16 protein-coding genes are annotated in these 21,697 nt (G+C 56.6%); 8 read left to right on the top strand and 8 right to left on the bottom strand.

What is annotated here, in order from left to right; all coding sequences use genetic code 11:
* Positions 1-7 precede the first annotated feature (7 nt).
* From lolA to lrp, 3 genes are all read right to left on the bottom strand, one after another.
* A complete protein-coding gene (gene lolA / locus AC3WOK_RS00905) occupies positions 8-619 on the bottom strand; it encodes an outer membrane lipoprotein periplasmic chaperone LolA (protein ID WP_047346922.1) in 612 nt (203 codons plus the stop codon).
* A gap of 128 nt (positions 620-747) precedes the next feature.
* A complete protein-coding gene (locus AC3WOK_RS00900) occupies positions 748-4,443 on the bottom strand; it encodes a DNA translocase FtsK 4TM domain-containing protein (RefSeq protein WP_063955659.1) in 3,696 nt (1,231 codons plus the stop codon).
* A 135-nt stretch (positions 4,444-4,578) separates the two neighbouring features.
* On the bottom strand, positions 4,579-5,073 hold the full coding sequence (lrp, locus tag AC3WOK_RS00895) for a leucine-responsive transcriptional regulator Lrp (RefSeq protein ID WP_000228469.1): 495 nt from the start codon (positions 5,071-5,073) through the stop codon (positions 4,579-4,581).
* A gap of 544 nt (positions 5,074-5,617) precedes the next feature.
* Here lrp and trxB point away from each other — a divergent pair.
* From trxB to infA, 5 genes are all read left to right on the top strand, one after another.
* The gene (gene trxB, locus AC3WOK_RS00890; RefSeq protein WP_047346924.1) at positions 5,618-6,586 is read left to right on the top strand and encodes a thioredoxin-disulfide reductase; all 969 of its coding nucleotides are present in this window, start codon (positions 5,618-5,620) and stop codon (positions 6,584-6,586) included.
* A gap of 114 nt (positions 6,587-6,700) precedes the next feature.
* The gene (cydD, locus tag AC3WOK_RS00885) at positions 6,701-8,467 is read left to right on the top strand and encodes a heme ABC transporter permease/ATP-binding protein CydD (protein ID WP_059310429.1); all 1,767 of its coding nucleotides are present in this window, start codon (positions 6,701-6,703) and stop codon (positions 8,465-8,467) included.
* A complete protein-coding gene (cydC, locus tag AC3WOK_RS00880) occupies positions 8,467-10,188 on the top strand; it encodes a heme ABC transporter ATP-binding protein/permease CydC (protein WP_492353772.1) in 1,722 nt (573 codons plus the stop codon). Before cydD ends, cydC begins: the two co-directional genes overlap by 1 nt.
* A gap of 45 nt (positions 10,189-10,233) precedes the next feature.
* Entirely contained in the window at positions 10,234-10,938 is a 705-nt protein-coding gene (gene aat / locus AC3WOK_RS00875) for a leucyl/phenylalanyl-tRNA--protein transferase (protein ID WP_059310431.1), read from the top strand.
* A 284-nt stretch (positions 10,939-11,222) separates the two neighbouring features.
* Entirely contained in the window at positions 11,223-11,441 is a 219-nt protein-coding gene (gene infA / locus AC3WOK_RS00870) for a translation initiation factor IF-1 (RefSeq protein WP_002211347.1), read from the top strand.
* A 207-nt stretch (positions 11,442-11,648) separates the two neighbouring features.
* Here infA and clpA read toward each other — a convergent pair whose 3' ends face one another.
* Together clpA and clpS are read right to left on the bottom strand one after the other, a co-directional pair.
* Positions 11,649-13,928 carry an ATP-dependent Clp protease ATP-binding subunit ClpA gene (clpA, locus tag AC3WOK_RS00865; protein WP_008499992.1) on the bottom strand — a complete coding sequence of 760 codons (2,280 nt, stop codon included), beginning with the start codon at positions 13,926-13,928 and terminating at the stop codon, positions 11,649-11,651.
* 27 nt (positions 13,929-13,955) lie between these two features.
* Complete coding sequence (clpS, locus tag AC3WOK_RS00860; RefSeq protein ID WP_006174393.1) at positions 13,956-14,276, bottom strand: ATP-dependent Clp protease adapter ClpS; 321 nt, start codon at positions 14,274-14,276, stop codon at positions 13,956-13,958.
* Positions 14,277-14,543: 267 nt separating this feature from the next.
* Between clpS and cspD the strand changes: the two genes are divergently transcribed.
* Complete coding sequence (cspD, locus tag AC3WOK_RS00855) at positions 14,544-14,765, top strand: cold shock-like protein CspD (protein ID WP_008499993.1); 222 nt, start codon at positions 14,544-14,546, stop codon at positions 14,763-14,765.
* Positions 14,766-14,835: 70 nt separating this feature from the next.
* On the opposite strand, the gene macB is transcribed toward cspD, so the two are convergent.
* The gene (gene macB, locus AC3WOK_RS00850) at positions 14,836-16,776 is read right to left on the bottom strand and encodes a macrolide ABC transporter ATP-binding protein/permease MacB (protein WP_492353771.1); all 1,941 of its coding nucleotides are present in this window, start codon (positions 16,774-16,776) and stop codon (positions 14,836-14,838) included.
* The gene (gene macA / locus AC3WOK_RS00845; RefSeq protein WP_047347378.1) at positions 16,773-17,888 is read right to left on the bottom strand and encodes a macrolide transporter subunit MacA; all 1,116 of its coding nucleotides are present in this window, start codon (positions 17,886-17,888) and stop codon (positions 16,773-16,775) included. The genes macB and macA overlap by 4 nt, the downstream gene beginning before the upstream one ends.
* Before the next feature lie 158 nt (positions 17,889-18,046).
* Here macA and AC3WOK_RS00840 point away from each other — a divergent pair, with 158 nt between their 5' ends.
* Positions 18,047-19,003 carry a VirK/YbjX family protein gene (locus tag AC3WOK_RS00840; RefSeq protein WP_047346930.1) on the top strand — a complete coding sequence of 319 codons (957 nt, stop codon included), beginning with the start codon at positions 18,047-18,049 and terminating at the stop codon, positions 19,001-19,003.
* Here AC3WOK_RS00840 and AC3WOK_RS00835 read toward each other — a convergent pair.
* Positions 19,000-20,658, bottom strand: a complete 1,659-nt coding sequence (locus AC3WOK_RS00835; RefSeq protein ID WP_264439040.1) for an ATP-dependent nuclease — start codon at positions 20,656-20,658, stop codon at positions 19,000-19,002. The genes AC3WOK_RS00840 and AC3WOK_RS00835 overlap by 4 nt on opposite strands.
* Before the next feature lie 290 nt (positions 20,659-20,948).
* Between AC3WOK_RS00835 and aqpZ the strand changes: the two genes are divergently transcribed.
* Positions 20,949-21,644, top strand: a complete 696-nt coding sequence (gene aqpZ, locus AC3WOK_RS00830) for an aquaporin Z (RefSeq protein WP_025756038.1) — start codon at positions 20,949-20,951, stop codon at positions 21,642-21,644.
* Positions 21,645-21,697: the final 53 nt, after the last annotated feature.

Raw genomic sequence — 21,697 nt, 5'->3', positions numbered from 1 at the left:
ACGCCTCTTACTTACGTTGGTCGTCCACCGTTACGCCCTGCGGCGGGGTAAAGGTGAATTTCGATGCATCAACGGCGCCGTTCTGTTGAGATTTGAGCTGGTAGCTGCTGCGCTGATCGTCCTGCTCAACCGCGCCAAACTGATTAATGGTACCGTTGGTGCTTACGTTAATGGTGAACTGCTTAAGGTTGCCGTTGCTGCCTTTCGGCGTCAGAACGAACTCGTCACCGGTCTGTTTAATATTGTACTGCTGCCAGTCGCTGGACTGGTTGCGAGCAATCAGCATAAACGGCGTATTGCTGGTGGCATCTTTCAGCCAGGTCGCGGTTGCCTGCTCAACGAACGGGTTGAAGAACCACAGCGTTTTACCGTCAGACACCAGGATGCTTTCATCCGGCTGGGTCATGTGCCAGTTAAACAGATTTGGGCGTTTAACCCACAAATCTCCCTGACCTTCCTGCACCGCATTGCCGCTGCCGTCAGTCACTTTTTGCGTGAAGCTAGCGTGGAAGCTGCTTACTTTATCCAGTCGGCTTTTAAGGTCGCTGGCTGCATCAGCCCAGACGCTGCTGGCGACAAAACTGGTGAGTAATGCACAGGCGATGGCGATTTTTTTCATTGTTATTCCTTAAAATACGTCTTCCCGATATGGGGTTTCCGTCTTCTATTCTGGACCTGCCCGAAGGCAGGCGACAGAAGAAAATGCTTAATTTTGGCTGATTTACCCTTCTTTGCAATCGCTGAAGGTTAATCAAAAGGCGGCGGAGCCAGCACCTCACGGTTACCGTTATGCCCCTGCTCGCTCACAATGCCCTGCGCTTCCATCTGTTCGATGATACGCGCCGCGCGGTTATAGCCAATGCGGAACTGGCGCTGCACGCCAGAAATGGACGCTTTGCGTTTTTCGGTAACGAAGTTAACCGCCTGGTCGAATAACGGATCCAGCTCTTCGCCGCCGTCGAAGCCACCGCCGCCGCCTTCGCTTTCCGTATCGCTGGTAATACCGTCAACGTATTGCGGGCGACCGCGCGCTTTCCAGTCCTGCACGACGGCGTGAACTTCCTCATCGCGGACGAACGCACCGTGAACACGCACCGGAGAGGTGGAGTTCGGGCCAGAATAGAGCATGTCCCCCATCCCCAGCAGCGACTCTGCGCCGCCCTGATCGAGGATGGTACGCGAGTCAATTTTACTTGATACGGTAAAAGCAATACGCGTCGGGATGTTCGCTTTGATAAGACCAGTGATAACGTCCACGGAAGGACGCTGGGTCGCCAGCACAAGGTGAATACCGGCCGCACGCGCTTTCTGCGCCAGACGGGCAATCAGCTCTTCCACTTTCTTACCGACGGTCATCATCAGGTCGGCGAATTCATCGACCAGCACGACAATGTAAGGCAGTTTTTCCAGCACCGGATGCTGGGCATCCATGCTATCACCCGGCTTCCAGTAAGGATCCGGAATCGGACGTCCCATGCGCACCGCCTGGGCGATTTTTTCGTTATAACCGGCCAGGTTACGCACGCCCAACGCAGACATCAGCTTGTATCGGCGCTCCATCTCATTCACGCTCCAGCGCAGGGCGTTGGCGGCGTCTTTCATGTCGGTGACGACTTCAGTCAGCAGGTGCGGAATACCTTCGTAGACCGACAGTTCGAGCATTTTCGGGTCGATCATGATGAAACGCACATCTTCCGGCTGCGCTTTATAGAGCATGCTGAGGATCATGGCGTTCACCCCGACGGACTTACCGGAACCGGTCGTACCGGCCACCAGCAGGTGAGGCATTTTCGCGAGGTCTGCCACAACAGGATCGCCGGCAATGTCTTTCCCCAGCACCACGGTCAGCGGAGAGGGGTTATCGCGGAACTTGGTGTTATCCAGCACTTCACGCAGGTAGACGGTCTGACGTTTCTTGTTCGGCAGCTCAAGACCAACATAGGGCTTACCCGGTATAACTTCCACCACGCGCACCGCAACGGTCGACAGGGAGCGCGCCAGGTCACGGGACAGGTTAGAAATACGCGCGGCTTTTACGCCAGGCGCCAGGTTCAGTTCGAAACGGGTAATGACAGGACCCGGTGAATAGTTCACTACATCCGCCTTGATACGGAAATCAGCCAGACGCGCTTCCACCAGTCGCGCCATCTGCTCCAGCGCGAATGTGTCGACCGGTTCTACCTCTGACGGCGGCGGTGTTAACAGATCCAGAGACGGCAGCGGCGTGCTTGGACGCTGCAGCGGGCGGCTATCACCGTTACGCATCAGCAGCGGGTGAATCAGACTTTCCTGCGGCTGCGGAGCAGGCTGCTGGAACTGCGGCGGTTGCTGCGGCTGTGCGTAAGCCTGCGGAGCCGGCTGCTGAGGCTGCGGGGCATAGGACTGCTGCACAGGAGCGGGTTGCTGGCGCACAGGTTCAACTTCAGGCATCACGCTCGGGGTAAATAACGGCTCGCTCGGGCCATCATCCACCAGATCTTTCATCGGTGAGAATTCAAAATCCGACAGCGAGAACGGATTTGCGCCAGCAGGTTGTTCACCGGAATAGCGCTGCTGCTGGGTAGCGGCAAACTGGCGCGCTAATTCGGCTTCTGCCGCGTCATCTTCGTCTTCGAGCACAGGCTCATCGTGCTGATATTGCTCACCGTAGCGTTGATTCTGCTGCGCAGCAAACTGGCGAGCCAGCTCTTCCTGCTGCATTTCATCGACGTCATCTTCGTACTCAGGCTCGCGTGCTTTTTCTTCGGCCATGCGCTGGGAAGGCAGCTTGATCCCATAAGAGGCAAGCTCACGACGGGTCGGAACGCGAACGCGGTTAGGACGAGGCAGTTGCGGACCAATCCCCTCCTTCACCTGAGGACGCGGCGCCCCACCGGTTGCCAGACTAAAGACAGGTGCAGCCACGGCCGCCGCCGCGGTAGCCTGCTTAACGCTTTCCGCTACGGGTGCAACAACAGGCGTCGCGTCGACCGGCGGAACAGAAACAGAAGGCGCTTTCGAAACGGGTTCCTGCACCGGTTCAGGCACCGGCTGATACCAGGCCGCCAGCTGCTCGCGTTCACGCGCTCGTCGCTCTTCGACTTCTTCGAAATAGTACAGCGGTGGGCGCGCGGGCTTCACCTCTTCCACAATTTCGGGCTCAGACTCAGGCTGCGGTGCGGCATAAGGTTGCACAGGTTCAACCGGTTCAGGCACATATTCCTGATAGGGTTGAGCCACAGGCTGCTCGTATTGTGGATAGCTTTCTGGTTCATACGCAGGCTGCGGCGGCTGATAAGGTTGCTGCCACTGCTCCTGCTGCACGGGAATATAGCTTTCTGGTTCAGGCGCAATGACCGGTTCCGGGGTGTGAACACCCGGAGCAGTCTGCCAGTCAACCTGCGGCTGCTGAATAACGGATTCCGGCGGTGAAACCGGCGCAGACGGCATCACGGCTTCAACAGGCGCGGCATAGGCCTGAGCAGCGGTCGTCGCGGCTGCGGCTGCGGCAACCGGCTCGGTGACCGAGTGGCCGTTTAACAGCGGATCGTATTCGTCAAAGTCGCCGGGGGTGGCCCGGCTGCCGGAGAAGAGCACATCGTCAGGATCGACGGCAGCGCCCGCAGCGCGGTACGCTACCTGCTCGTCTTCATCCATGCGTTTACCGGAGAAGAGCGCCGCATCGGTTTTACGGCCTAGCGGGTTAGCAAATTTCTCAGCAACACGCTGGCGACGCGCCAGCGCGCCACGCAGAATTCGAGCACGACGAGATTCGCGACGCTGCACAGGGGCATCGTCTTCCTCTTCATCTTCGTATTCATCTTCATCAACCCACGTATCGTCACGGCGGGTACGGTTGCTGGCGAAGGTCAGAATAGTGAGGATAAAACTGCCAATCTTTTCGGCAATGCTCACCCAGGACCAGCCGGTGAATAACGTCAGCCCCGCCGCCCAGATGCACAGCAGCGCCAGCGTGCCGCCGCTGCTGTGCAGCATTGGCTGCAGCGCAGAACTCAACAGGCTGCCAATCACCCCGCCCGAGGCGAAGTACCAGATATCATCCGCATTGATCGCCGCCAGACCACATGAGGTGAGGATCAGCGCCAGCGCGCCAATCAGGCGCAGCGACACGGCGAAATAGTCGATGTAATCATCGTTCTGACGATGACGCCACGCAAACCAGCATCCGCCAATGATAATGACCGGAAGGGTGTAGGCCATCACACCGAAAATGAAAAATAGCGTGTCCGCAAGCCAGGCACCGGGTACGCCGCCTAAATTATGGATAGGCTCATGCCATGCAGTTTGTGACCAGCTGGGATCTGAGGGGTTGAAACTGAGTAAGGCTGCCATCAGCCAGACGGCAAAAAGGGCAATAACAATCAGCAAAGCCTCGAGGAGACGACGTCCGCTGCTTAGCTTCGATAGTGTGACTTCTTTGTCTTCAGTGTATTCCTGGCTCAAGAAAGGCTCTCCAGGTATCAGGCATATCCTGCCTGTTTGCTAAAACGGACAACAGCGCCGGGACTCCCCGGCACTGTTGCTGTATGGATTAACAGGAGTGTAATCAAACTACGCTGATTTTGCACCTGTTCCGTGTTAGCGCGTCTTAATAACCAGACGATTGCTCTGTTTGACCTCTTCCATCACCACATACGTACGGGTGTCGTTCACGCCTGGCAGACGCAGCAGGGTTTCCCCCAGCAGCTTACGGTAGGCGGACATATCAGGCACACGGGTTTTCAACAGGTAGTCGAAATCACCGGAAACCAGGTGACACTCTTGAATTTCTTCAAGTTTTTGTACAGCGGCGTTAAATTGCTCAAACACATCCGGTGCACCACGATTCAGAGTAATCTCAACAAATACCAGAAGTGAGGCATCCAGATAATGCGGGTTCAGCAGAGCCGTATAGCCCTGAATAAAACCCTGTCTTTCCAGTCGGCGCACACGCTCAAGGCACGGCGTCGGGGAAAGTCCCACACGTTTTGAAAGCTCGACGTTGGAAATACGCCCATCCTTTTGCAATTCATTAAGAATGTTACGATCGATACGGTCGAGATCTTTGCCAGGGCGCTTCTTGCTATCTACCATTATTATTGTCTCTCTGTATTCCTTCCCTACTCCTGCCTGGACCCTGTGCACATCACTGTTCAGAGCCTGTACCCGTTAGTCATCACATCGCCTGGTTTTGTATTAGACGCGATGCGGATTCGGGTTCTGTTGGTAAGAAGACCGTTGCCCAAAGGCAGTCACCAACATCACGTATGGCGTCTGTCCACGCCATGCGTAGATTTCACTGACCCGGTAAAAATGGCATTTACGTGCATGCCTATGCGGCATACGGTTAACGCGGTTTTTTTTCTTCCTTGAATGTTTTCGCAAAAGCGCAGGGGATTGTCAAAGCAAAACATCGTTTTTTAGTACAACATGCCGGATATTCATTACGGCAGGGTATTAATCCTCATTTTATTGCCTTACAAACGACCGATTTTCAGGAGAAAGCCTGATGCTATCGCGCGTCATTCATCGTCCGTAGCTATTACATGGATTGATAACAAAATTGCTGCGCTCTTTTTTTACGACAACAAATTCCCTACAATCCTGCCAAATGTCTGCCAACAACAATGGGGATCTCATGGGCACGGCCAAACACAGTAAGCTGCTAATCCTTGGTTCTGGACCTGCGGGATATACCGCAGCGGTCTATGCTGCACGCGCTAACCTGCAACCGGTATTAATCACCGGCATGGAAAAAGGCGGTCAGCTGACCACCACCACCGAAGTGGAAAACTGGCCAGGCGATCCGAACGACCTGACCGGGCCGCTGCTGATGGAACGTATGCACGAGCATGCCGCTAAATTCGAAACCGAAATTCTGTTCGACCACATTAACAAGGTCGATCTGCAGAACCGTCCGTTCCGCCTGACGGGTGACAGCGGCGAATACACCTGTGATGCGCTGATCGTCGCAACCGGTGCCTCTGCCCGTTACCTCGGTCTGCCATCCGAAGAAGCGTTCAAAGGCCGCGGCGTCTCTGCCTGCGCAACCTGTGACGGTTTCTTCTACCGCAATCAGAAGGTCGCGGTCATCGGCGGCGGCAACACCGCAGTCGAAGAAGCGCTGTACCTGGCGAACATTGCCTCAGAAGTGCACCTGATCCACCGTCGCGACACCTTCCGCGCGGAGAAGATCCTGATCAAACGTCTGATGGATAAAGTGGCAAGCGGCAACATCGTGCTGCACACCAACCGTACCCTCGAAGAAGTCACGGGCGACCAGATGGGCGTTGCCGGTCTGCGTATCCGTGATACCCAGAACACCGACAACGTCGAAACGCTGGAAGTGGCTGGCCTGTTTGTGGCAATCGGTCACAGCCCGAACACCGCCATCTTCGACGGTCAGCTGGAGCTGGAAAACGGCTACATTAAAGTGCAGTCTGGCATTCACGGTAACGCGACCCAAACCAGTATCCCGGGCGTGTTCGCGGCCGGCGACGTGATGGACCACATTTACCGCCAGGCGATTACTTCTGCGGGCACCGGCTGTATGGCCGCGCTGGACGCCGAACGCTACCTCGACGGACTGGCTGAACAAGGTAAATAATCTTTACAAGTCAGTAACAAACGTAAATAAAGGCGGCGATAAGTCGCCTTTATTGTCTCCCCGTTGTAACATTGCGCTGCCCAACTTCTAATAACGTCACCTGCAAAGTACGCAATGGAAAAAACCCGTCAACAAGAGTTAACACGCTGGCTGAAACAGCAAAGCGTTATTTCCCGCCGCTGGCTTACGATTTCCCGTCTCCTGGGATTCGTTAGCGGTCTGTTGATTGTTGCCCAGGCATGGCTGCTGGCCCGCATTCTTAATCACATGATCATGGAGAACATCCCGCGCGAAGCGCTCCTGCTTCCCTTTATTGTCCTGATCCTGATTTTTGTCCTGCGCGCCTGGGTGGTGTGGCTGCGTGAGCGCGTCGGTTTTCACGCCGGACAGCATATCCGCTACGAGATCCGCCGTCAGGTGCTGGATCGTCTTCAGGAAGCCGGGCCCGCGTGGATCCAGGGAAAACCGGCCGGAAGCTGGGCGACGCTGATCCTTGAGCAGATTGACGATATGCACGACTACTACGCGCGCTATCTGCCGCAAATGGCCCTTGCCGTCTTCGTTCCGCTGCTGATTGTGATTGCCATCTTCCCGGTAAACTGGATGGCCGCGCTGATTCTGATGGGCACCGCCCCGCTGATCCCGCTGTTTATGGCGCTGGTCGGAATGGGGGCAGCGGATGCCAACCGCCGTAACTTCCTGGCATTGGGTCGCTTAAGCGGCCATTTCCTTGACCGTCTGCGCGGTATGGAGACGTTACGCATTTTTGGCCGCGGTGAAGCGGAAACCGAAAACATTCGCCAGGCATCGCAGGACTTCCGCCAGCGCACTATGGAAGTGTTGCGCCTCGCCTTCTTGTCCTCAGGCGTACTGGAATTCTTTACCTCGCTGTCGATTGCCCTTGTGGCGGTCTACTTCGGCTTCTCCTATCTCGGCGCGCTCGATTTCGGCCATTACGGCACCGCGGTAACCCTTTCCGCCGGGTTTCTGGCGCTGATCCTGGCCCCCGAGTTTTTCCAGCCGCTTCGCGATCTGGGGACCTTCTATCACGCCAAAGCGCAGGCGGTTGGCGCAGCCGACAGTCTGAAAACGTTCCTGGAAACGCCGCTGGCGCACCCTGAGCGGGGGGATGTGACCCTGAATGCCAAAGAGCCCGTGACTCTTGAGGCGAGTGATTTTTGCATCCTCTCGCCTGAAGGTAAGGTGCTGGCAGGCCCGCTGAACTTTACCCTGCCAGCCGGAAAGCGCGTGGTGCTTGTCGGCATCAGCGGTTCAGGGAAAAGTTCGCTGCTGAATGCGCTGTCCGGTTTTATGGCCTATACCGGTTCACTGCGGATAAACAAAACCGAACTGCGCAACCTCGATCCTGACGCCTGGCGTAAACAGCTCAGTTGGGTAGGACAAAACCCGCAGCTTCCGGCCTCTACGCTGCGCGAGAACGTGCTTCTGGCGCGCCCGGATGCGCGAGAAGATGAACTGCAATCGGTTCTCGACCGCGCCTGGGTCAGCGAGTTTCTGCCGCTGCTCCCGCATGGGGTGGATACCGTTGTCGGCGACCAGTCCGCCGGGCTTTCGGTTGGACAGGCGCAGCGTGTGGCCGTTGCCCGCGCGCTGCTGAACCCATGCCAGCTGATGCTGCTGGATGAGCCCGCAGCCAGCCTGGACGCTCACAGCGAACAGCGCGTCATGCACGCCCTGAACGCTGCCTCCCTGCAGCAAACGACGCTGATGGTCACCCACCAGCTTGAAGGCATTGCCGACTGGGACCAGATCTGGGTCATGGAAAATGGCCGTATCGTTGAGCAAGGCGATTACGCCTCTCTTGTTGCCGCGCAGGGGCCGTTTGCCACCCTGCTGGCGAACCGTCAGGAGGACATCTGATGCGCGCTCTGCTGCCCTATCTTGCGCTCTATAAACGCCACAAGTGGATGCTGACGCTTGGGATTGTGCTGGCGATTGTGACCCTGCTCGCCAGCATTGGTCTGCTCACGCTTTCCGGCTGGTTCTTGTCGGCCTCGGCCGTCGCGGGCGTTGCCGGGTTGTACAGCTTCAACTATATGCTCCCGGCTGCGGGTGTTCGCGGTACTGCCATCACCCGTACTGCCGGGCGCTATTTCGAGCGGCTGGTCAGCCACGACGCCACTTTCCGCGTGCTGCAGCACCTGCGCATCTACACCTTCAGCAAACTGCTGCCCCTCTCCCCTGCCGGGCTGTCGCGTTTTCGTCAGGGAGAGTTACTTAACCGCGTCGTTGCAGATGTCGACACGCTGGATCACCTTTACCTGCGCGTAATCTCCCCGATAGTGGGCGCGTTTGTGGTGATTGTGGTGGTCACGCTGGGGCTGTCCGTGCTGGACGTTTCCGTTGCGCTCACGCTGGGCGGGATCATGCTGTTGACGCTCATCATTCTTCCGCCGCTGTTTTACCGCGCCGGCAAATCCACCGGCGAAAACCTGACGCGTCTGCGTGGAGATTATCGCCAGCAGCTGACTTCCTGGCTACAGGGGCAGGCCGAGCTGACCATTTTTGGTGCCAGCAAGCGCTACCGCGCGCGCATGGAAAGTACGGAGCTGAACTGGCATGAGGCCCAGCGCCGCCAGTCGGAGCTGACGGCCTTTTCCCAGGCACTGATGATGCTGATCGGAGGCGTGGCCGTCATTGCCATGCTGTGGCTGGCTTCCGGCGATGTCGGGGGTAATACGCAGCCAGGTCCCCTGATTGCCCTCTTCGTTTTTTGTGCACTCGCAGCGTTTGAAGCGCTGGCACCGGTAACGGGCGCCTTCCAGCATCTGGGGCAGGTCATCGCCTCTGCCCTGCGCATCACGCAGATTGCCGAGCAGGAGCCTGAAGTCACGTTCAGCGCCAGTCAGACTGAGGTGCCAGAACAGGTTGCACTCGCGCTTGATGATGTCACCTTTGCCTACGACAGGCAGGCTCAGAATGCGCTGGACGGCATTACCCTGTCTGTTAATGCCGGTCAGCGAATTGCGATCCTCGGCCGTACCGGCTGTGGTAAATCGACGCTGCTACAGCTGCTGACGCGTGCCTGGGATCCGCAGCGCGGCCAGATTCGTTTTAATAATACGTTGCTGACAGATTTCAGCGAGCAGGCTCTGCGCCAAACCGTCAGCGTCGTTCCCCAGCGCGTGCATCTGTTTAGCGCCACCCTGCGCGATAACCTGCTGCTGGCCGCGCCGGACGCCTCTGATGATGCGCTTCGCGCCATGCTGGAACAGGTCGGCCTGCATAAGCTGCTGGAGGACGAAGGGTTAAACAGCTGGCTGGGCGAAGGAGGCCGTCAGCTCTCCGGTGGTGAACTGCGCCGTCTGGCTATTGCGCGCGCACTGCTGCACGATGCCCCGCTGATGCTGCTCGACGAACCTACTGAAGGACTGGACGCCACCACGGAGAGCCAAATCCTTGATTTGCTGGCAAAGGTGATGAGCGGAAAAACCGTGCTGATGGTCACGCACCGCCTGCGCGGTCTGGCGAACTTTGATCGGATAATCGTGATGGACAACGGACACATTATTGAGCAAGGTAGTCACACAGAACTGTTGGCGAAACAGGGTCGCTACTACCAGTTTAAACAGCGTCTGTAGACTATATTTGTAGCGTCCTCACTCGCGTACTGGAGTTCTGCTGTCATGCGCCTGGTCCAGCTTTCTCGTCATAACATCGCGTTTCCTTCTCCGGAGGGGGCGCTGCGTGAGCCCAATGGGCTGCTGGCACTTGGCGGTGACCTCAGTCCTGCGCGGCTATTGATGGCTTACCAGCGCGGTATCTTTCCCTGGTTTTCCCCGGGCGACCCGATTTTATGGTGGTCTCCCGATCCGCGTGCCGTGCTGTGGCCAGAGCAGTTTCATCTGAGCCGCAGCATGAAGCGTTTCCATACGAAATCACCCTACCGCGTCACCCTCAACCACGCCTTTGGTCAGGTGATTGAAGGCTGTGCCGAAGACCGCTATGAAGGGACATGGATAACCCGCGATATCATTACCGCTTACCATCAGCTCCATGAGCTTGGCTACGCCCACTCCATCGAAGTATGGGAAGGTGGCGCACTCGTCGGCGGGATGTACGGCGTGGCGCAAGGAACGCTGTTTTGTGGCGAGTCGATGTTCTCGCGCGCGGTTAACGCATCGAAAACCGCACTGCTGGTCTTCTGCCAGGCGTTTGCCCAACGCGGCGGACGCCTGATCGATTGCCAGGTGCTCAACGAGCACACGGCCTCCCTGGGGGCTGTTGAAATTCCGCGTCGTCAGTACATCGAGCATCTGGATGCCAGCCGTCAGGAGAAGCTGCCGCGCGACTTCTGGATACCGAGAACGCTCTTTATGCCCAATGCCTAAATGTTTTCCGCATATTTTTTTTGAGGGTGTTATAATTATGCCGCAGAGTAGCTTCTGCCTGTTGCCCCGCCGCCGTTTGGGACCCTCGCTTCAGATAACGTCCTGACGTTTATCCTGTTGTCTCCCCTTTACGAATGCGCTTCCTGTTCGGTTGTACCGTGACGCTTGGGCAATGCGCCGAAACTGTTTTGCTGCGTTTTAATCGCGCAATTCTTTACTTAATTGATGAATTTCGGCATTATCTTGCCGGTTCAAAACTTGGTAGTGATACCCCAGAGGATTAGATGGCCAAAGAAGACAATATTGAAATGCAGGGTACCGTACTTGATACGTTGCCTAATACCATGTTTCGCGTAGAGCTGGAAAACGGTCACGTGGTAACTGCGCACATCTCCGGTAAAATGCGCAAAAACTACATCCGCATTTTGACGGGCGACAAAGTGACTGTTGAACTGACCCCGTACGACCTGAGCAAAGGCCGCATTGTCTTCCGTAGTCGCTAATTGTTTTCGCCTGTAATGGCAGATGAATATTTAAAAGGTCGGGATAATCCCGGCCTTTTTTATTTGGGTCTTTAATGTGGCTGTGCGGGAAGATGTATTTTAGTGCGGTCCAATACCCTCACCCTGCACCTCTCTCCCACGGGGAGAGGGAGAAAAACAGGCACAAAAAAGCCGGGTTAAAAAACCCGGCTTTTTATTTAAGTTACGTTAGTGAGCCGCTTCCGGCTTGTGCTTCGCCGCACTCTGGAAATCGTACGTCAGCTCGTTCTTCGCCTGATCCAGCGCCACGGTCACCTGGCCACCGTCCACCAGCGAGCCAAACAGCAGCTCGTTCGCCAGCGGTTTCTTCAGGTTATCCTGAATCACGCGCGCCATTGGACGGGCTCCCATCGCACGGTCGTAGCCTTTCTCAGCCAGCCAGTTGCGGGCCTCCTGGCTCACTTCCAGCGAGACGCCTTTCTGATCCAGCTGAACCTGTAGCTCGACGATGAACTTATCCACCACCTGATGGATCACCTCGGTAGACAGGTGATCGAACCAGATAATGTTGTCCAGACGGTTACGGAACTCCGGCGTAAAGATCTTCTTGATCTCTTCCATCGCATCAGTGCTGTTATCCTGGTGGATCAGGCCGATGGATTTACGCTCGGTTTCACGCACCCCGGCGTTGGTGGTCATCACCAGCACCACGTTGCGGAAGTCCGCCTTGCGCCCGTTGTTGTCGGTCAGCGTCCCGTTGTCCATCACCTGCAGCAGGATGTTGAACACGTCCGGGTGCGCTTTCTCGATTTCATCGAGCAGCAGTACCGCGTGCGGATGCTTGATCACCGCGTCGGTGAGCAGGCCGCCCTGGTCAAAGCCAACGTATCCCGGAGGCGCACCAATCAAACGGCTGACGGTGTGACGCTCCATATACTCGGACATATCAAAGCGCAGCAGCTCAATGCCCAGCGCTTTGGAGAGCTGAACCGTTACCTCGGTTTTACCCACACCGGTCGGGCCGGCGAACAGGAAAGAACCGACGGGCTTGTGGTCATGCCCCAGTCCGGCACGGGCCATCTTGATCGCTTCGGTTAAGGCCTCAATGGCTTTATCCTGACCAAAGACCAGCATTTTCAGGCGGTTGCCGAGAGTGCGCAGCGTGTCACGGTCGCTCTGAGAAACGCTCTTCTCAGGGATACGCGCGATGCGGGCCACTACAGACTCAATATCCGCCACGTTAACGGTTTTCTTACGCTTGCTCGCCGGCATCAGACGCGCACGCGCCCCGGCCTCATCAATCACGTCAATCGCCTTATCCGGCAGGTGACGGTCGTTGATGTATTTCACCGCCAGCTCCACCGCCGCACGGACCGCTTTCGCGGTATAACGCACGTCGTGGTGCGCTTCGTACTTCGGCTTCAGGCCGTTGATGATCTGCACCGTTTCCTCGACGGACGGTTCAGTCACGTCGATTTTCTGGAAGCGGCGCGCCAGCGCGCGGTCTTTCTCAAAGATGTTGCTGAACTCCTGGTAGGTGGTGGAGCCAATCACGCGGATCTTGCCGCTGGAGAGCAGCGGTTTAATCAGGTTCGCGGCATCCACCTGGCCACCGGAGGCCGCACCTGCGCCGATGATGGTGTGGATTTCATCGATAAACAGGATGCTGTTGGTGTCCTGCTCCAGCTGCTTTAACAGCGCCTTGAAGCGTTTTTCAAAATCACCGCGGTATTTGGTGCCCGCCAGCAGCGAGCCGATATCCAGCGAGTAGATGGTGCAATCGGCAATGACTTCCGGCACGTCGCCCTGCACAATGCGCCAGGCAAGCCCTTCGGCAATCGCGGTTTTACCCACGCCAGATTCCCCCACCAGCAGCGGGTTGTTCTTGCGGCGACGGCACAGCACCTGGATCGCGCGCTCCAGCTCTTTATCGCGACCAATCAGCGGATCGATACCGCCAACGCGAGCAAGCTGGTTAAGGTTGGTGGTGAAGTTTTCCATACGATCCTCCCCGCCTGCTTGCTCTTCATTGTTATTGACCTGATTGCTGGAATCCGATGCCTGGTTAGGCTCGTCTTTGCGCGTTCCGTGAGAAATAAAGTTAACCACGTCGAGTCGGCTGACTTCGTGTTTGCGCAGCAGGTAGGCAGCCTGTGACTCCTGCTCGCTGAAGATGGCGACTAAGACGTTTGCGCCAGTCACTTCGCTACGTCCGGAAGACTGGACGTGGAAAACCGCGCGCTGCAGCACGCGCTGGAAGCTGAGCGTCGGCTGCGTGTCGCGCTCCTCTTCACTGGCTGGCAGCACCGGTGTGGTTTGTTCGATGAAGGCTTCGAGTTCCTGACGTAGCGCCACCAGATCCACGGAGCAAGCTTCCAGCGCTTCGCGGGCAGATGGGTTGCTAAGCAGTGCGAGCAGCAGGTGCTCGACGGTCATAAACTCATGTCGGTGCTCACGCGCTCTGGCGAAAGCCATGTTTAAACTGAGTTCCAGTTCTTGATTGAGCATAGGCACCTCCCCCAATTTTATGCCTTATCAGGCCTTTTCCAGCGTACACAGCAACGGATGCTCGTTCTCCCTCGCATAGTCGTTCACCATCGCCACTTTGGTTTCCGCCACTTCGGCTGTGAAGATGCCGCAGATAGCTTTGCCACGATAATGAACGGTAAGCATCAGTTGCGTTGCACGTTCTACATCATAAGAAAAGAACTTTTGTAGCACGTCAATAACAAATTCCATCGGCGTGTAATCATCGTTCATTAACATAACTTTATACATAGATGGCGGTTTTAGCGCGTCACGCACTTTGTCTTCCGCCAGCTGGTCAAAATCCAGCCAGTCGTTGGTCTTACCCATTTTGCATAACCACTTTGAATCTACCTCAGATGTTAGATAACAATCATCTATTACTGTCATCCGCGATGTCTGTCACAAACTGTTGCAATAGCGTTAACTGCTTCAAACTTTGGTTGATTATTGTCCCATCTCCAGCGCCAAACGCTTGACGACTTCTTTCGTTTCTCTAAATTGTACAAGCGTGAGATGGCGAGGTTTTGAACAGCCCCCACTCCACCACCGGTTCATTCCATCTTAACTTATAAGATTTACGAAGGATGTCGAAGCATGGAAATGGGTACTGTTAAGTGGTTCAACAACGCCAAAGGGTTTGGCTTCATCTGCCCCGAAGGCGGCGGCGAGGATATCTTCGCTCACTATTCCACCATTCAGATGGATGGTTACAGAACGCTCAAGGCCGGGCAGTCAGTCCGGTTCGATGTACACCAGGGACCAAAAGGCAATCATGCAAGCCTTATCGTGCCCATCGAAGCAGAGACGGTTGCATAGCTCTCTGTTTTATTGTGTACATCCCGCAGTCAAAATGCCAGCCCGATCGGCTGGCATTTTTATTTTCAGCCTATTCGCGAGCCAGTGCATCCACCGGATCCAGCCGCGCCGCATTGCGGGCGGGCAACCAGCCAAACAAAATGCCGGTAAAGGTTGAACACAAAAAAGCAGTAATAATGGCAACCGGCGAGAAACCGATCTCCCAGCCGGGTAAAAAGAGCTGGAGCGCAAACGCGATCATCATTGAGAGCGCAATTCCCATCGCGCCCCCCACCAGACACACCAGCACCGCCTCGATCAAAAACTGCTGCAGGACATCGCTGGCTCTGGCCCCGACCGCCATACGGATGCCAATTTCCCGCGTGCGTTCGGTCACCGACACCAGCATGATATTCATCACCCCGATGCCGCCAACGACCAGCGAAATGACCGCCACCAGCGTGAGGAACAGCTGAAGAGTACGTGTGGTCTTTTCCGCCGTTTTCAAGAGGCCGTCCATATTCCAGGTGAAGAAATCTTTCTTCCCGTGGCGCAGAGTTAACAGCCGCTCAAGCTGCTGCTCGGCCAGCGCGCTATCGTAGCCCTCCTTCACCCGCACGGTGATGGAGTTAAGCCAGGACTGCCCCATAATCCGCCCGGAGATGGTGGTATACGGCAGCCAGACGCGCAGGATCTTACTGCTGCCAAACATCGACTGTTTCTCTTCCGCCACGCCAATGACCGTGGCAGGCATGTTGCCGACCAGGATAACTTCCCCCACCACATTCGCTTTATTGGGGAAGAGCTGCCTGCGCGAGTTAGCGTCCAGCACCACCACCTGCGCCCTGCCCGCCAGCTGTTCGGCGTTAAAGGTCGCCCCTTCGCTGAAGGTCATGCCGTAGACCTTGAAGTAGTCCCCGCTGACGCCGTTAGCGCTGGCGGCTACGTCAACATTGCCCACGCGCAGCCGCAGGTTTTGCGAAACGGCAGGCGTAGCGGAGTTCACCCACGGCTGCTTCTGAATCGCCGCCAGATCGTCGTATTTCAGCGCCTGCTGATACTGCGGCTCGTCGTCGCCAAAGTCTTTGCCGGGATAGACGTCAATGGTATTGGTGCCGATGGCGCGGATATCTGCCAGCACTAACTGCTTGGCCGCGTCACCCACCACCACAATCGACACCACCGAGGCGATACCAATAATGATGCCGAGCATCGTCAGCAGGGTACGCATTTTGTTGGCCGCCATTGCCAGCCAGGCCATGGTCAGCGCTTCACGAAAGCCGCTGGAGAACTGCCCCCAGCCGGTTGATGCCGGTAGCGCTTCTTTCGGTGCAGCCGCCCGGGACTCGCGCGGCGGCGGGTTGCTCACCAGCTCGCCGTCGTGGATCTCAATAATGCGTTCCGCCTGCGCCGCAACCTGCGGGTCGTGGGTAACGATGATGACCGTATGCCCCTGATCGCGCAGCTGATGCAGGATCGCCATCACCTCTTCACCGGAATGGCTGTCGAGCGCGCCGGTTGGCTCATCCGCGAGGATAACCTGGCCGCCGTTCATCAGGGCGCGGGCAATACTCACGCGCTGCTGCTGTCCACCGGAAAGCTGCGAGGGCTGATACTCCACCCGCTCCGCCAGCCCCAGGCTCGTCAGCAGCATCTGCGCGCGCTCAAGACGTTTTTTCCGCTCAACGCCCGCATACACCGCAGGCACTTCAACGTTCTGCGCCGCATTGAGGTGAGAAAGCAGATGGTAGCGCTGGAAGATAAAACCAAAGTGTTCCCGGCGCAGCTTTGCCAGCGCGTCGCCGTCCAGGGTGGAGACGTCCGTTCCGGCCACGCGATAGGTACCGCTGGTCGGTTTATCCAGGCACCCGAGAATGTTCATCAGCGTCGATTTACCGGAACCCGACGCCCCGACAATCGCCACCATCTCGCCCGCTTCCACGCGCAGGGAGATGCCTTTCAGCACTTCCACCGGGCCATCGCCTGAGGGATAGCTGCGACGAATGTCGTTCAGCTCAAGCAGCGCCGTCATTTAGCGGCTCCGGGCAGGCTTTCGCTGGTGACAACCTCCTCGCCCTCTTCCAGCCCTTTCACTACCACCACATCGGTGTCGTTGCGCGCGCCAATCACCACTTCACGCTCGCGCGTTTCGCCGTTGCGCAGCACTTTCACTTTATAACGGCTCTCCCCGGCGGATTCACCCAGCGCAGAGAGTGGAATGGTCAGCACGTTCTTCACGCCGGTCAGCTGGATATGCACCTGGGCGGTCATATCCAGACGCAGCACGCCCTGCGGGTTCGGCACTTCAAAACGGGCATAATAGAAGATGGCGTCGTTAACCTTTTCCGGGGTTGGCAGGATGTCTTTCAGCACGCCTTCATAGCGCGTCTGCGGGTCGCCCAGCACCGTAAACCAGGCATTTTGCCCCGGTTTAAGATGGATAACGTCCGCTTCTGAGACCTGGGCCTTGACCAGCATAGTGCTCATGTCCGCCAGCGTCAGGATGTTCGGTGCCTGCTGGGCGGCAATCACCGTCTGGCCCTGCAGCGTGGTGATCTGGGTGACTTCACCGGCCATCGGCGCGACGATTTTGGTGTAATCGAGGTTGGTTTTCGCCGTATCCAGAGAGGCCTGATTGCGTTTGATTTGCGCGTCGATTGTGCCAATCTGTGCCTGTTTTACCGCCAGCTCAGTGGTGGCCGTATCCAAATCTTGTTTCGAAATGGCCTGGGTTTTAGCCAGCGCCTGCTGGCGGGTCAGCGTGACCTGGGCAAGATTACGCTCTGCCTGCGCCTGCGCACGCTGCGCGCGCAGCTCCATCAACGTGGCTTCCACTTCCCTAATCTGGTTCTCAGCCTGTTCAGGATCGATAACCCCAAGCAGCTGGCCTTTTTTCACTTTGTCGCCAATCTCGACCGACAGCGTTTTCAGCTGGCCGCTCACCTGGGCGCCAACGTCAACCTTGCGCAGGGCATCAAGCTTGCCCGTCGCGAGCACGTTTTGCTGCAGTTCGCCCGGGCGAACAATTAATGTCTGATACTGTGGTAGAGGCGCATTAAGCACTTGCCATAGCCAGTACCCACCGGCTAAAACCACGACCGCCAGCAGCAGAATCAGCGTTCTGCGTTTTCCCTTGAGGTTCATAAATATTCCAAATAAATGTTCTGGCATTGATAATGTTGATTCTATCTAAACGACTCCTCAACGAAACCACTTCTTCCCGAAATCGTCACAATTTGTTTACGAGACGTTGAGAGTTCGCCTGCTGAAATGAAGATCTTCATCAAGAAGCAGGATCTATCATGTCTTCCATCGTCGATACACCTTTTTCAAACCTGCAGCAGCCTAAATCTGGCTGGCAGCTCTTCAAAAATCTGGCTTTCGGTACGCTCACACCAGGGCTGGCGTGGCAAAACCCCTCCTATCGACGTAAATTCATGTTACGTTCGCTGGCGACACCCTTTAGCACCGCGCGCCTGTTAACGAGTCTTGCAAAACAACCGCGCCTGATGCAGATGCTGCAGGTACAGCCAGGACTGCCGTGCCGGCTGCATCGCCCCTGGCTGACGGTGAATATGGATCGTCAGCATGCGCTGGAATCGCTCAACTGGCACTATCAGACCATGAGCCGCCAGCTTCCCGCGACGCTGCTCACGGGGTACCTTTCTAAGCAGGGGTTTACCTTGCTGACCTTAACCGGAAAAGATGAACAGCAATTTACCGTTCGTCTGTGTGCTGATGCGTTCCTGGATAAAGAAGGGGAAGCCACCCTCGCGTTTTGCGACAGCCAAAACACGGTGCTGGCGGAAATGACCTTTACGCTATGCCAGTTTGAAGGAAAAGCGACGCTGTTCATTGGCGGTTTGCAGGGTGCAAAAGCGCACGTCCCTCATGAGCTGATCCAGGGCGCAACGAAAGCCTGTCATGGCCTGTTCCCGAAACGCCTGCTGGTCGAAGCCGCCATGACGCTCGGCACCGCTTTCCCGGTAGAGCAGATTGTTGCCGTCAGTAACGCCACCCATATCTATCGCAGCTGGCGTTACCGCAAGAAAAAAGAGGGGAAACTGTTGGCCGATTACGACAGTTTCTGGATCTCCATCGGGGGAGAAAAACAGGATAACGGTAACTTTATGCTGCCGCTTGCCATGCCGCGTAAACCCATGGAAGAGATTGCGAGCAAAAAGCGGTCCGAATATCGCCGCCGCTACGAGCTGCTGGATAGCCTGATTCAGCAGGTGAATCAGGCAACTCAACGCTAATCCGCTTTCCCGCGTGCCAGCCACAGCACGCGGGAGAACATCTTGCGCAGCAGAGTCGGTACCGCCTCCACGCCCCGCCTTCCCGCTTCCGTCGCCACTTCAATGGCTAAATCCGGCTTTGAAGAACGATGAATCGCTTTAGCGATCACGCGCCGCATGTTCATCGGGACATCGACCGGCACCATCGCAATTCGGTGGAAAACATCGTCGAACCCCTGACGATACATAAAGTGCTCCATGTCCATCGCGGGCAGCATAGTTAAATGATCGCGCTCTTCTTCTCGCTCGTTATTCAGCAGGCCACGCACGGTCGAGGCATATTTTTTGCCCGCCTCATCGCCGTCAACCAGCACGTGCCACTCGATCCCCATCCGGCGGGCAAATTTTATCAGCGGCTTTAATCCCGACTGGGCGAATTCGATCACCTTAATGCCTTCCGCATCAAAATGGTGGCCGCACTGGCGCGCCAGCTCGTTGATGACCCAGGTTTCGGTTTCTCCCTCCACCAGTAGCCAGCAGCGGGCAAAAAGGGACGACGCCCGGTTAAAGCGAATATGAAACGCAATACGCCGCCCGTCTTCCGCGTTCAACCCTCCCGGCCCCAGCCGGAAAGCGGAAACGCGGGAAGATTCACGCACCAGACGACAGACGTGCTCTACCGGCGTCAGCGATAATAATTCACCGGAATTGGTGGTGGTAATACGCTGGAGCGGCAGTAAATTCAGCAGATGCCATGCCACGGAGAGCATGATGGGATGCAGGCGCGTTTCGGGATCTTCCACCAGCAGAAGCGGTCGGGCGTCCCGGTCAAGTCGAACGGTGCCTTTGGCCTGCAGAAGCGTTGAAAACAGTCCCAGCAAAATCACCCGGTGCGTACGCCCGCCGGGCCGGTCGATCATCCGGTTAATGATGTCCAGATAGCGCCAGCTTCGCTGCTCATCATGAGAGCGTCGGCGCATCAGGCGATGGCGTGACGCCGACGTCCCCTGCTCGGAAAAATAGTGCTCCAGGAGCTGTACCATCGCGGACAATCCCTGACGGATTTGGCCATCGGTCAGATTCTGCGGGCGCGACACCAGCTCTCGCGCCAGGAAATCCAGCTCGCGAGCCGTCACTTCCACTTCAGGCATATTCGGTACGGTACCGTTGCGAATGCGCCGCATAAAACGCGCATCGCGCAGGCGTAATACCGGCGTCAGGCGGATCAGGTGGCGAGCCAGATCGTCGATATTGTCCAGCGGGATGGGGTTGGCTTTCTCATCGAGAAAATCACGCAGGGTCAGCACCCCTTCGTTCTCCGCCATCTCCCCTTCCAGACGATAAAATATCCGATGAAGACCGTCATCGCACGGCACCCAGCAGGGCGACAGCGGGCGGAAGCGACGCACGCGGTGACGGCCGGGCTCGGATTCCCGGAACGTCAGAATGATATGCAGATGCTTCTCGCGCCCCGTGACGTCACCGGGCGGGAACCAGAAATCGTCGCGAACGAAATGATACAGGTCGTCTTCGGGCGAAAGCAGTAACGTCAGCGCATCCAGCAGGCTGGACTTACCCCACGCGTTCTCGCCGATCAGGACGTTGTTTTGCTCAAGCTGGAGCGACAGACGGTTAATACCGCGAAATCCGACAATTTCCACACGTTCGAGAAGCATAAATCCCCCGACAAATGACCACTTTTTCCTTCAAGTTATCAGCAGTATAGCGGGAGGATGGTGGTGACGACAGTACAACATCCACCCATTGAAAAATGAGCTATGCTCTATTTACCGCCGGCTCGAACAAGGAATGACATCACATTGCCTGAAATCAAACCAATCTAATTTATTTAAGTGGCGAAGGGGTGTTGTTATTTTTTAAAATAGAGACTCTTTGAGTCGTCATCCCTTTTTGACGATATAACCCACACGCAGGAACGCGTGCGGAAAATTATTTTGAGGTGGTTATGTTTAGAAAATTAGCAGCAGAATGCTTTGGTACATTCTGGCTGGTATTTGGTGGCTGCGGTAGCGCCGTTCTGGCAGCAGCATTCCCGGAATTAGGCATTGGATTTGTCGGCGTCGCGCTGGCATTTGGTTTAACCGTATTAACCATGGCTTTTGCCGTGGGTCATATTTCCGGCGGACATTTTAACCCGGCCGTGACGTTAGGTTTATGGGCGGGCGGTCGTTTCCCGGCGAAAGAGGTTATCGGTTATATCGTCGCCCAGGTGGTTGGCGGTATTATTGCCGCTGCTGTTCTGTACGTGATTGCCAGCGGTAAAGCCGGCTTCGACGCGGCAGCCAGTGGTTTCGCCTCTAACGGCTTCGGCGAGCACTCTCCGGGCGGCTATTCCATGCTGTCTGCTATCGTGATTGAAATTGTGCTGACCGCAGGCTTCCTGCTGGTGATCCACGGCGCAACCGACAAACACGCGCCAGCCGGTTTTGCGCCGATTGCCATTGGTCTGGCACTGACGCTTATCCACCTGATTTCCATTCCGGTCACCAACACGTCCGTGAACCCAGCACGCAGTACCGCAGTCGCCATCTTCCAGGGCGGCTGGGCGCTGGAGCAGCTGTGGCTGTTCTGGGTGATGCCAATCGTCGGCGGTATTCTGGGCGGCGTGCTGTACCGCACTCTGCTGGAAAAACGCGATTAATTGCGCTCGGTGTCGGGTGGCGCTAACGCTTACCCGACCTACGTGAGAGTGCA

It is taken from the genome of Enterobacter sp. FW301-JW81 (assembly GCF_058788735.1).
The sequence above is the reverse complement of the archived record's forward strand: the minus strand, read 5'-3'. Positions and strand labels throughout refer to the sequence as shown.